This window comes from Pseudoalteromonas sp. CR1, assembly GCF_019392235.1.
Lineage (GTDB): Bacteria > Pseudomonadota > Gammaproteobacteria > Enterobacterales > Alteromonadaceae > Pseudoalteromonas.
The window spans coordinates 59,189-71,720 of record NZ_JAHXRM010000014.1 but is presented as its reverse complement, the minus strand read 5'-3'; the positions used below and the strand labels follow the sequence as shown (position 1 = coordinate 71,720).

At 40.0% G+C, this 12,532-nt stretch carries 9 protein-coding genes; 1 reads left to right on the top strand and 8 read right to left on the bottom strand.

Annotated features, from left to right (window positions below; all coding sequences use genetic code 11):
* Positions 1–2: 2 nt before the first annotated feature.
* From KZZ04_RS13030 to KZZ04_RS13010, 5 genes are all read right to left on the bottom strand, one after another.
* Positions 3–752: a SapC family protein gene (locus tag KZZ04_RS13030; protein WP_138527342.1), complete on the bottom strand. Its 750-nt coding sequence runs from the start codon at positions 750–752 to the stop codon at positions 3–5.
* A 22-nt stretch (positions 753–774) separates the two neighbouring features.
* Positions 775–2,316: a tryptophan halogenase family protein gene (locus KZZ04_RS13025; RefSeq protein ID WP_219422918.1), complete on the bottom strand. Its 1,542-nt coding sequence runs from the start codon at positions 2,314–2,316 to the stop codon at positions 775–777.
* Between the two features lie 82 nt (positions 2,317–2,398).
* The gene (locus KZZ04_RS13020; RefSeq protein WP_219422917.1) at positions 2,399–5,179 is read right to left on the bottom strand and encodes a TonB-dependent receptor; all 2,781 of its coding nucleotides are present in this window, start codon (positions 5,177–5,179) and stop codon (positions 2,399–2,401) included.
* A 213-nt stretch (positions 5,180–5,392) separates the two neighbouring features.
* Positions 5,393–6,358 (bottom strand): aldose epimerase family protein, encoded by a 966-nt coding sequence (locus KZZ04_RS13015; protein ID WP_219422938.1) that lies wholly within the window; start codon positions 6,356–6,358, stop codon positions 5,393–5,395.
* Between the two features lie 244 nt (positions 6,359–6,602).
* Positions 6,603–6,992 (bottom strand): thioesterase family protein, encoded by a 390-nt coding sequence (locus KZZ04_RS13010; RefSeq protein WP_138527345.1) that lies wholly within the window; start codon positions 6,990–6,992, stop codon positions 6,603–6,605.
* Between the two features lie 33 nt (positions 6,993–7,025).
* Between KZZ04_RS13010 and KZZ04_RS13005 the strand changes: the two genes are divergently transcribed.
* Positions 7,026–7,730, top strand: coding sequence for a 2OG-Fe(II) oxygenase (locus KZZ04_RS13005; RefSeq protein WP_058405950.1), 705 nt, complete (start codon positions 7,026–7,028; stop codon positions 7,728–7,730).
* Positions 7,731–7,790: 60 nt separating this feature from the next.
* On the opposite strand, the gene KZZ04_RS13000 is transcribed toward KZZ04_RS13005, so the two are convergent.
* From KZZ04_RS13000 to acnB, 3 genes are all read right to left on the bottom strand, one after another.
* Positions 7,791–9,026 (bottom strand): cysteine desulfurase-like protein, encoded by a 1,236-nt coding sequence (locus KZZ04_RS13000; protein ID WP_219422916.1) that lies wholly within the window; start codon positions 9,024–9,026, stop codon positions 7,791–7,793.
* Positions 9,027–9,035: 9 nt separating this feature from the next.
* A complete protein-coding gene (locus KZZ04_RS12995) occupies positions 9,036–9,668 on the bottom strand; it encodes a 2OG-Fe dioxygenase family protein (protein WP_219422915.1) in 633 nt (210 codons plus the stop codon).
* A 200-nt stretch (positions 9,669–9,868) separates the two neighbouring features.
* A complete protein-coding gene (gene acnB / locus KZZ04_RS12990; protein WP_219422937.1) occupies positions 9,869–12,466 on the bottom strand; it encodes a bifunctional aconitate hydratase 2/2-methylisocitrate dehydratase in 2,598 nt (865 codons plus the stop codon).
* Between the last annotated feature and the right edge of the window lie 66 nt (positions 12,467–12,532).

Here is a 12,532-nt window from a genome sequence, read left to right as displayed (position 1 = left end):
TTTTACTCTCCTGCATTAGCGCGCATTTGCACACCTAATATCGTATTTTCTGAGCAATAGTTATGTTGTTTAATTAAGCGGTTAACTTGAACTAGCGACGATAACATTGCATGGATAGGTAATAAGTAATTTTGTTTATTAAGCTCAACAATATCAGTGTCTGGCAGTTTTCTTAGCACTTCTTCGTCGATTGTGTAGACACCTTTTACACGTGTTTTCTTTCCATCACTAAAATTAATAACCAATTCTATTTCTTTAAGTAAGCTCAAAGAGAGTAACTTTTGGGTAAATTCATGTGAAAACTGTTCTCGCTGATAGTACTCACTCATTTTATCTTGCACTTGATGCAAAAATTGGCTCGGTTCGCCATTTTGGAATAAAGCTTCGCCCTGTGAATTATTCACATAGTCACTTTGTTCATTTATGTAAATAGTGAGTGTTTTATCTTTTTCAGGATCTGGCCCTAACTCGAATGGGGCTCGTAAAAACGCTGAAGGAACATGAACTGCTAGCCACTCTTGTTCTGTGAAGAACACATTGTGACCAGCGACTAAACCAAGCAATCCGACAGCGCGAAATTGCCCTTGAGTAGGCTCTTTCATATAAACAACGGGAAAGCTACTCGCAGCTGCGCCAAACTCATGAACAACTAATGATGCGTGGTGATGATTCTTTGAAAAGGCGAAGTTGCTATGTGGTTTTATTTTTATATCCTGATGTTTTACAGGATCAAGTAGTACATAGTTAGACATGTTTATCTCTCGTCAAAGGGAATTACAGTTTTGCAAAACCCAATGAATTTACTTTATTAATAAGATCTCTGTGAGTGGGCAAATTATATTTCAGCTGATCTATACGTATTTTTGTCATCTGTAGCTGTTTTTTTGCTAGCTCACCTTGATTATAAATATGTTCCATTTGACTAAAGTCAGACTTAAACCCAACACCATATAAGATGTACTGATAGCTAGCAGCACTAAATGCTTCTACATTATCAGTAAAGTCATACTCGCTTGGGGAGCTATAACGCCAAATAGACAATAACTCTTGTAAAGAATTAGGAATACTCTGTGTATCGCGATGCTCAAGCCAAAACGGCTCAGTACGCTCACTCAAAGCATAATGTAACTTAAGAAAATCAATTACACCGCGCCACTTTTTCAACATGATCGCATTAAAACGTTTTGCAGTAATAGGCATTAACTCTTTATTTGCAGGCAGTTGATCCGCGATATAATTTGCAGACGCTTCAATAAGCATAAGCGCTGATGCCTCTAGTGGTTCTAAAAACCCTGAAGCTAAGCCAACAGCAACACAATTATTCTTCCAGAAAATTTTTCGGTGCCCTGGTTTGAAATTTATTTTTTTCGCTGTTTTTACCTCTTCCAAACCAACGTAATTCGCAAGTGTTTTGCGAGCTTGTTCTTCTGAACAATGTTTACTCGAATACACATAACCAACACCACGGCGTTCTTGTAAGCCAATATCCCATATCCAACCTGCCTCTTGAGCTGTTGAAATAGTATGACAAGCAATAGGATCATGTTCATTGATATAAGGAACTTGGGTGGCTATGGCCGTATCAGCTAAAAAAACATCATCGCAAGGAACAAACGGAACTTTTAGAGTTTCACCAAGCAACAAGCTTCGCATGCCTGAGCAATCTACAAATAAATCAGCTAGTTGTGCGCCATGTTCTTTGGTCTGTAAACAAGTGATATCACCACATGAAGCTTGCTCAATACGCTCAACGGTATCGCTAATGTGCTCAACACCAAGTTCACTAATACAGTGCTTTCGTAATAAAGTGATAAACTTTGCCGCATCTAAATGGTAGCCATAGTTAGCTATCACTTCGTACTCTTTGTTCGCAATAGTTTTCGGGGCTAAACCCTGTTCACATAAATATTGCTGAAAGCTGACTGCTTCAGAAAATGAACAAGTAGGTTCAACTACAGACTGCCAGTAAGGTGCTGGATCAACTTTATTAAACCCTTGTGGCTCTGTAAACGGGTGATAATAGACATCACCTTTTGCATTTACCCAGTTTACAAATTTACTAGCTTGTTTGAAAGAAGCCCCACATTCACGCATAAATTGCGTTTCTGAAATTCCCAACTGTGCTAATGTTTTACGCATTGTTGGCCATGTACCCTCGCCAACGCCAACTACTGAAATTTCAGGCGATTCAATTAGGGTAACTTTTATACCTTGGTTGGAAAGGTTGCGAGCGTGTTTCTTTGCAAGAATGCCTGCAGTTATCCACCCTGCTGTGCCACCACCCAAGACAATAATTCGATTAATAACACCAGACAAAACGTTTACCTTTTCATTGCATGTTAAACATCAAGAAAAAAGGGGGTAAATCCCCCCCCTTTAAACTTACATCATAACCTGACTAGAACGAGCCTCGAATACCTAGTGCATAGCGAGAGCCTGAACGAACTTGTTCAGTAAAGTGACTTGCTAAGCTACCGTGTTTAGACGTGTACTCATCAGTAATATTAATACCCTCAAGTATAACTGTAAGATTGTCGTTTATGTCATAGCTGGCGCTGATATCCCACTGTCCATAAGTATCTACATACTCAGGCTCACCAGTGTCACCGTTACGAAGAGTTTGTAAAAATGATTCACGATTATTGTAAGCAATACGGGCTTGGAAGCCGTCTTTTTCATAGAAACCAATTAAGTTTTGTGAATCACCTAATCCTTCTAACTGAAAGCCATCTTCACTGTCACTATTAACAATAGTTGCATTTGCTTGGAAACCAAAACCATTTTCAAACGTATGAGTCCAAGCCATTTCTAGACCTTCAACTTGTGCAGTAGCACCATTACGTGGACGACTTACTTCAAAATCATAGCTTCCACTTGCTAAAGAGAAAGACTCTGTAGCCGGTGTTACTGTAATAAAGCCTTCAACGTCTTTGCTGAAAATACCAAAAGATACGGCGCTTGCATCATCGTAGTACCACTCGTATGACATATCCCAGTTTGTTGATAGGAATGGAGTCAAGTTAGGGTTACCACCGCTTGCTAGTAAAATATCTGGGCGAGTTGTACCTATATTTGTCACTGGACGCATTGCTTCTAATGTTGGTCGAGTAATCGTTTCTGAGTAAGCAAAACGTAACAACATGTCATCTTCAACTTCAAACTTAGCGTTTAAGCTAGGAAGTAAATTTGTGTAAGAGTTTTTAAGCGTAATTGGAACAGAAGCTCGTTGACCGTTTGCATCTTCAATGTAAACCTGGTCAAGGATTGTACCGTCTAGTGGATTTTGAGCAATATCAACTAATGTAGCCTGATTACCCGATGCTGTAGTTGTAGTTTCACTGTAGCGAACACCAACATTTACAGTCCATGGTATATCACCTAAATCACCTTGGAATACAAAGTCAGCGTAAGCCGAAAATATTTCTTCTTCTATTTCAAAACTTGTACCTAACTCAACCGGGGTATAACCATTTAACGCTGCAAACGCTGCAATATTTGCATCTGCATCATCACCGCGGTTGGCTGACTGACCAGAAATAGCTGCATCAGATTCTAAGTACGATAAGTAATCATCTACATTGTAACCAAAGAATGAAGATGGAATACCATTAAACCAACCATTTGGTGTAACTAGATATGCTAAGTCATCTGGAACATCTAGACCGTAACCACAGTAGAAACAATTTGGTAAACTTGGCGATTGAAATACTTTAGCTTCTTTTGTTCTATCTTGTGTGTATACACCGTAGCGTAACTGAGTAAACGTTTCGCTATTTGGTGTGTAAGTGAAATCTGCACGCATTTCTGTGATTTCATCAGTACGCTCATCACCTCCACGCTCTACGTAGTGCGCACGAAGTTTACTTGAGTCTGCTTGAGTGAATGGGCCGTTAATTCCATCAGAAGATAAACCCGGTAAATCACCACCACCAGTGAAGTCATATGTATAACCGTTTGCGTAACCCATTACGGTGAAAACACGGCTTTGATCGCCACTTAAATCTTCAGCTTTAGACGTAGAAATATCGATATCTACTTTTAATTGATCTGTTAGTTTCCAATCAGCATTAAAGCCAAAAGATTGAATTTTAACGTTGCGGTCTAAACCTTGTTGAACAAAGTCAGTTGCACCTGAGCCCCCACCATTTGGATCGTCAAACGCATTGTGTGACCAATAAGTCACTGTTTCTGTTGATGGATCTACCTGAAAATCACGGAAGTTACCTGGAGTAAACCAGTTTGCATAGTTACTTACTTGAGACTCAACTTCAAATTTTGAATAAATACCGTCAAACGTTAAAGTTAGATCATCGCTAGCAGCGTATTGAAATACCAGTGTACCACTTGTGCGCGTGCGGTCTTCAACGTTTGAAGTTAAATCTAAATTACGTGGTACCCATACATTAAATGCTTCTTTACCTGTACCTGCAGCAGCATCAAAGTCATTTGTTTGGATACGATCGACACGGTAAAAGCCACGTGTATCAGCTTGGTTAATTTGTGCATCACGCTTTTGTGCTGATAAAGAGGCTAGTACGCCTAATTTATCTTCCATAAAAGTGTCACTTATGAGACCTGAAAATGCAGGGGTTGTGCTTTCAGATAAGCTGTCGTAAGTTGCTTTTACATTACCCACAGCTTTGAAACCGTCCAAGTCAAAAGGTTTAGCTGTATTTAAATTAATGTATGAACCAATACCACCTTCTTGATTAGCAGCATTTGATGTTTTGTAGATATCTGCACCTGAAATTAGCTCTGAAGCAAGTGTGTCGAAGCTAAACTCACGGCCAGCTCTTTCCGACGCCATTTGACGGCCATTAACAGTAACCAAGTTAAACTGAGGGCCAAAACCACGCACTGATATAAGCTGACCTTCACCACCGCTACGGTCAATAGCAACACCCGTAATACGTTGTAGTGACTCTGCTACGTTTTGATCAGGAAATTTACCAAGATCTTCCGCCGAAATACCATCAGAAACGATGAGCGCTTCTTTCTTATCAGAAAAAGAACGCTTAAGGCTACTTATTAAGCCACGAACTTCAATGACTTCGATATCTTTTTCTGCTGTAGTCTCTTCAGGCCCTTGAGCTGCAACATGCCCGCTTGCCAGTACACCAGCGATGGCTAAACTGAGCGCGGTTTTCTTGTTGAACGATAAATTATTGTTAATTATCATTTTTTAAAAACTCCTGATTGTGTGTAGTTATTTTGTCGTTGTGTTGGTTGAATAGTTTCAAAACTATCTCAAATACTATTTATATTATAAATACTTTAAAACAAGAAAAAGTGCAACCTTTTCCTTAATATTAGGCATCATTTTGTTACTATGGATTTTCTTTCTGTTTTCTTTTTTTTAACATTAAACCCAATATTAAAGTGTTGAGTTTAATTACGAAAATGCATAAATAATAACCTGACTGTATTCTTCATCAGGAAATAAATTAGCTTTTGGATAATTTTCGCGATTTGGCGCATCAGGCCAATTTTGCGCTTCAAGACACAGTGCTTGGCGTGGCTTGAAAGGGTCACTAACAAAATTAGCTGTGTATAATTGCATACCCGGCTGAGTACTTAAGAGCGTTAAACTAATGCCGCTTTGCTGTGACATTAATGTAGCCATTATATGAAGACGGTTATCATTTTCGAATACATAGCAGTGATCTAACCCATTGGCCGCACCTAATTGTGTATCACTTTGCGACAATGCATCTTTTACTAATTTTGGCTTAATAAAATCAAAGCAGCTATTTGCAACGGGAGCAGGTTCACCTAATGGAATGCTGTGCTCGTTAATGGGTAAGTAGTGGGTTGCATTTACCTGCAGTAAATGATTGGCAATGGTGTCGCTGCCCTCAAGATTAAAATAACAATGGTTGGTAAAGTTAACGAGAGTTTCTTTGTTACAAGTTGCTTTAAACTTAAGTGAAAGTTGCCCATTTTCTGCAGTGATGGTTTGCCATACTTTTAATTGGCCCGGAAATCCCTGCTCGCCATCCTCTGAGCAATAATAAAGTTCAACTTCACTATCAGTTTGCTGAATCACTTGCCACTGCACTTTATTAAAGCCCTTCACACCACCATGCAGACTATTTGGACCATTATTTTTATCGAGTTGGTAATCTGTTCCGGCTAAAGTAAAACGCCCTTCTGCAATGCGGTTTGCATACCGGCCCACTGTTGCACCTAAATAAAACGGGTTTTGAAGATAATAGTGCGGATCGTCGACGCTGAGCGTCATTTCTTGGTTTTTAAATTTAATGCTTTTGATTATTGCGCCAAATGGCAATATTTCGGCAGTTAAATGCTTAGCGTCACTAAGCTGTATAACCTGCATTGGTTCATCAATGGTTGTCATCGTCACGCACATTCCCCAAAAGTTACCTAAATAACTATATTAGTTAGATAAGGCAGCTATATATACTATAAATAATATATAACTCAAATCGGTAACTCAATTAAAAAACGTTAAATTTTTAATAAAATTTACAATTGCGTTATTTATTTAACGTTAATACTGACTACCTTTTAGTCATTGGCACTCAATTATTTATAATGAGCTAAGTTGAAATGTGCGTAACCCCGCAATATCGGTTTGTAAATTAAGCCATATGCTGCTCAAGTGCTGCTTTTTCTTCAGTGCTCAATGCGTGCTTAGCTTTTTTAGCAAAGTCATACCTGACCATAACGACCTTGCCAATCGCGCAACATTTATCATGCTGAAATGCCTCTTGCTTAAGTACAAAAGAGCTAGTGCCTATGTGTTCTACAGAGGTTTTAATCGTGATCTCGTGGCCATAAAATAACTCCCCTACAAACGACACCTCTATTTTGGCAATAATTAGCTTCCAATCATGTGGGTTTAAGTCTGGCGTAAAAAATTTAAAAATAGGTACGCGTGCGGCTTCAAACCACACGGGTAGTACGGTATTGTTGATGTGTCCGAGTGCATCTGTTTCGCTAAAGCGCGGTATCACTTTTTCAGTAAACATATTAATCCAAAAATAATTATACAAAGGTAAACCATGACGGACTTTATTCGCGTTTATGAAAACGCATTGAGCGATGATTTTTGTGAAAATTTTATTAATACGTTCACGCAAAGCCCGCATGTAAAACAAGGGGTTACATCAGGCGGTGTTGATTTAAAGAAAAAAGACAGCCACGACCTGCACCTAAATAGTCACCCCGAATATGCAGAGCAATTAAAACACATACAACAAACGACTGCACAGCATGTTTTTAAGTATATTGAAGAACATATTTTTATGATGATTGGCGCCTTTGGCTTAAAGGTTTATCATCCAAAAACGGGGGAGGTCATTGATTTAACTCAAGAGAACTTTGAAGAAGTAGGCAAACCACAGCTCCCTGTCCTTGTGCAGCAAATATTTAGATTAGGCAACATTCAAGCGCAGAAATACGAGGTCAATAAAGGGGGGTACCCGTATTGGCATAGTGAGGTTTACCCGCAGTTACAACACAATGAAGCACTGCATCGTGTACTTTTATTTATGTTTTACTTAAACGATGTAGAAGAAGGCGGGGAAACAGAGTTTTACTATCAAAACCGTAAAATAGCCCCTAAAAAAGGCACCATGGTGATAGCGCCTGGTTACTTTACGCATACACATAGAGGCAATAAGCCAGTATCAAACGATAAGTATATTTTAACCTCGTGGGTGCTATTTAACCGTGCAGAGCAAATATATGGTGCACCTAAAAGCTAAACCAATAAAAAAGCCATAAGTAACACTTATGGCTTTTTATATATTTAATAGCCGAACTCTTTAACCAAGTAGCTCGTCAAACATATCAAACAGCTTATCAAGCTCTTCGACTGTGTTGTAATGCATACAACCAATACGTACTACGCCGCCTTTATCAAGCACGTTTAATTGCTTACACAAACCTTGCGCGTAAAAATGTCCATCCCACACACATATATGCTGTTTGCCTAAAAACTCTGAAACGGCGCGAGGCTCAAGCCCTTCAAACGTTAAAGCAAACGTAGGTGTACGTTCGTTTAAGCGATCAAAGTCATCAATACCGTACAATTTTATACGAGGGTAATTAACCAAACGCGTTAAAAAATGCTCACTAAGCGCCATCTCATGCTGTTTGGTTTTAGCAAACGCCACGCTTAGCTTTTCGCGGCGCGTATGGCCATCATCAAGCTCGCTTATTGCAGCAATGTAATCAACAGCAGCAACAAACCCTGCCATTGCTTCAAAGCTTTGGGTACCGGTTTCCCAGCGTCCCGGCGCTACATCTTTAGCGGGTTCGACTTTATAAGGTGTAAAACCTTCTAAGTACTCAGTTTTACCAAAAACCATACCTAAGTGCGGGCCAAAAAACTTATATGCCGAGCACGCTAAAAAGTCACAATCAAGTGCCTGTACGTCAATAAGCTCATGCGGCGCATAATGCACAGCATCAACATACACAAGAGCGCCTACAGCATGAGCAAGCTCTATAATACGTTTAATATCGTTAATTGAGCCTGTGGTATTTGAGGCATAGGTAACAGCCACCAACTTAGTCTTGCTGTTTAATAAGCTTTCAAACTGCGTCATATCTAGGCTGCAATCGGCTTCATTAATCAAGGCAGTATTAACCTTAACGCCTTTATCTTCTGCGGCTTGCTGCCATGACGATACATTTGAAAAGTGATCGGCGTTAGTCACGATAATCTCATCACTTGCCTGCCAATTTCGCGAAATAGCACGGCTAAAACTAAAGGTCAGGCTGGTCATGTTAGGGCCAAACACTATATTTTGAGCACTTGGCGCATTGAGTAAATCTGCTGCAGCTTGGCGAACATTTGCCATTAACTCAACGGTTTTATCACTTGAAAAAAACGCACCACCTAGGTTTGAGTTGTAGTGCCCTAAATAAGCAGACATTGCATTTAGTACAGGCTGTGGCACTTGAGATCCACCTGGTCCGTCTAAAAATATCGGCGATTTACCATCAACGGTTTGTATTAATGCCGGAAACTGCTCACGTAATTGCGCTATGTTCATGCCCATTCCTTAAGAGGTAAGTACAAAACAATCCAGATAACCTGGCTTGCTGGCATCGACTTTATTCATTGGCGTCGCGTTGTGCCACACTTGACGATCGTTTATTAGTGCAAACATACCGTCTTTAATTTCCATTTTAAAACATGGTTCAGCTTGTTTGTTTTCATATACAAGTAACTCGCCACCTTCGAGGTTTTCGTGCGAAACACCGCATACGCAGACGTGGTCAAAGCCATCTTGGTGAACACCTTCTGGCGCTGCTGGTGTATCGCTATCAATGGCAAGCATTCTAAATTGATGTATTTCAATATCACGCTCTTCATCAATACCTGTAATAGCGCAAAATTCGCTAACAATACTTTTCATGCCATCTGATTCAAGTAAGCTTTGCTCTAAATTTTCGTAAGTACGCTCAACGTTACCTTGAAACGTATTAATTGAATCGTCTTGAACAAATGCTTTGGCAGCTTGTAATTTTAGCTCACCATTTTGAAATTTAATTACTGAATAACGACGCTTACGAAATTCACCATCTGCATAGGGATTTGCAGGTAGGTTGTCAAAAGAAGGCTTAACCAAATCAATTTTTGCTTGGTTAATAAAACGAAGTTGCAGTAAATTCTGGTTGTTTAATGCAGTCATGAAATCTCGCCTAAAATAATGAGAGTATTAGGAGGGATTTTAATGCATGTAGCTAGGAATTATTGCTTTATTATCTAACTTAAAAGCGAATAATACTTAAATTTAATTCAATATATTATTATTAAAGCATGAATAATCTAAATTACATTTAAACAATAAAAAACCCGCCGAAGCGGGTTTTTTTATTCAAACTCTATAAATTAAACAGCTTGCTGAATAATTACGTTGTCTGCTTTTTTAGTGTACTGAGGCATACGGTGGAAGTTCAAGTAACGGTAAGTATCTGCTGCCGTTGCATTGATTTTCGCTGCATATTCTTGGTACTCAGCTGGGGTAGGTAATTTACCTAAAATTGCCGCCACTGCAGCAAGCTCTGCTGATGCTAAGAATACGTTTGCGCCCGTACCTAAACGGTTAGGGAAGTTACGTGTTGAGGTAGAAACAACCGTTGCTTTATCTGCAACGCGTGCTTGGTTACCCATACATAGCGAACAACCTGGCGTTTCGATACGTGCACCAACACGACCAAAGATACCGTAGTAACCTTCGTCAGTTAGTTGGTCTTTATCCATCTTCGTTGGTGGAGCAACCCAAAGCTGTGTTGGAATACGACCAGTAAAGCCATCTAATAATTTACCTGCGGCACGGAAGTGACCAATATTAGTCATACAAGAACCGATAAATACTTCATCGATTTTCTCGCCTGTAACGTCAGATAGTAAACGCGCATCATCTGGGTCATTTGGCGCACAAAGTACTGGCTCTTTAATCTCTGCTAGGTCAATTTCAAGTACGTGCTTATATTCTGCATCAGCATCAGCTTCCATAAGTTCTGGGTTAGCCAGCCAATCTTGCATTGCAGTAATACGACGCTCGATTGTACGAACATCACCGTAACCTTCAGAAATCATCCACTTAAGCATAACAATGTTAGACTCAAGGTATTCGCTGATAGACTCTTTAGAAAGCTTAACAGTACAACCTGCAGCTGAACGCTCTGCTGATGCATCTGATAACTCAAACGCTTGCTCAACAGTTAAGTGCTCAACACCTTCAATTTCTAGTACGCGACCAGAGAATTCGTTGATTTTACCTTTCTTCTCAACCGTTAATAGGCCTTCTTTGATACCGTAGTAAGGGATTGCATGTACAAGGTCACGTAACGTGATACCTGGCTGCATTTCACCTTTAAAACGAACCAAAATAGACTCAGGCATGTCAAGTGGCATAACACCAGTTGCTGCTGCGAATGCAACTGCACCTGAACCCGCTGGGAACGAAATACCTAGTGGGAAACGCGTATGTGAGTCACCACCAGTACCTACAGTATCTGGTAATAACATACGGTTTAACCAAGAGTGAATTACACCATCACCTGGGCGAAGTGAAACACCGCCACGGTTCATGATGAAATCAGGAAGCGTATGGTGAGTGTTTACGTCAATTGGTTTAGGGTAAGCAGAAGTATGACAGAATGACTGCATTGTTAAATCTGCAGAGAAACCTAAACATGCTAAGTCTTTAAGTTCATCACGTGTCATAGGACCTGTAGTATCTTGCGAACCTACAGTGGTCATTTTAGGCTCACAGTATTGGCCTGGGCGAATACCGGCAACGTTACATGCTTTACCAACCATTTTTTGCGCTAGTGTAAAGCCTTTGTCTGACTCTTCTGTCACTGCTGGTACTTTAAATACGTCAGTAGCACCTAAACCTAGAGATGTACGTGCTTTGTCTGTTAAACCACGACCAATGATAAGTGGAATACGACCACCAGCACGAACTTCATCAAGAATTACGTCTGATTTAAGTTCAAAAGTAGAGATAACGTCATCAGTACCGTGGCGCTTAACAACACCTTCGTATGGGTAGATGTCGATTTGGTCACCCATGTTGAACTCGTCAACATTTAATTCGATTGGTAACGCGCCAGAATCTTCCATTGTGTTAAAGAAGATAGGTGCAATTTTGTTACCTAAACATACACCACCAACACGTTTGTTTGGTACAAATGGGATATCATCACCCATAAACCAAAGCACAGAGTTAGTCGCAGACTTACGAGAAGAACCCGTACCTACAACATCACCTACGTAAGCAAGTGGTAAACCTTTAGTTTTTAATTCTTCAAGCTGAACGATCGGACCTACTTCACCCGCTTTGTCTGGGTTTATTCCATCACGCTCATTTTTTAGCATCGCCAAAGCATGAAGTGGGATATCAGGGCGTGACCATGCATCTGGCGCTGGTGATAAGTCATCGGTGTTAGTTTCACCCGTTACTTTAAATACAGTAACAGAGATTTTTTCAGCGACTGCTGGCTTATTTGTAAACCATTCAGCTGCAGCCCAAGATTCGATAATTTGCTTAGCAAACGCATTACCCGCTTTAGCTTTTTCTTCTACGTCGTAGAAAGCATCAAACATAAGTAGCGTATTTGAAAGGCCTTTTACTACGATTGGCGCTAATGACTCGTCATCAAGTAGGTCAATCATTGGCGCGATGTTGTATCCGCCTAACATTGTTCCTAATAATTCAGCTGCTTTTTCTTTAGAAATAAGAGAAGTACTCGCTTCACCTTTAGCAACAGCGGCTAAAAAGCCTGCTTTGATATATGCAGCATCATCCACACCTGGTGGTACACGATTAATTAATAAATCTAAAATGAATTCTTCTTCACCTGCCGGTGGATTTTTTATTAATTCAATAAGATCAGCAGTTTGCTGAGCATCTAATGGCGCTGGTACGATACCTAACGCGGCACGTTCTTCTACGTGTTTACGATATTCTTGTAGCACAATATTGCCCTCTTGGTGACGTGAAAGTATTCGGTAGCGCTTCATGCGCACTTGTTACCCAATACT

Excerpts from the sequence above, each read along its gene's own strand:
- KZZ04_RS13030 (WP_138527342.1), bottom strand. The coding sequence starts at position 752 with ATGTCTAACTATGTACTACTTGATCCTGTAAAACATCAGGATATAAAA.
- KZZ04_RS13020 (WP_219422917.1), bottom strand. The coding sequence starts at position 5,179 with ATGATAATTAACAATAATTTATCGTTCAACAAGAAAACCGCGCTCAGT.
- KZZ04_RS13015 (WP_219422938.1), bottom strand. The coding sequence starts at position 6,358 with ATGACAACCATTGATGAACCAATGCAGGTTATACAGCTTAGTGACGCT.
- KZZ04_RS13010 (WP_138527345.1), bottom strand. The coding sequence starts at position 6,992 with ATGTTTACTGAAAAAGTGATACCGCGCTTTAGCGAAACAGATGCACTC.
- KZZ04_RS13005 (WP_058405950.1), top strand. The coding sequence starts at position 7,026 with ATGACGGACTTTATTCGCGTTTATGAAAACGCATTGAGCGATGATTTT.
- KZZ04_RS13000 (WP_219422916.1), bottom strand. The coding sequence starts at position 9,026 with ATGAACATAGCGCAATTACGTGAGCAGTTTCCGGCATTAATACAAACC.
- KZZ04_RS12995 (WP_219422915.1), bottom strand. The coding sequence starts at position 9,668 with ATGACTGCATTAAACAACCAGAATTTACTGCAACTTCGTTTTATTAAC.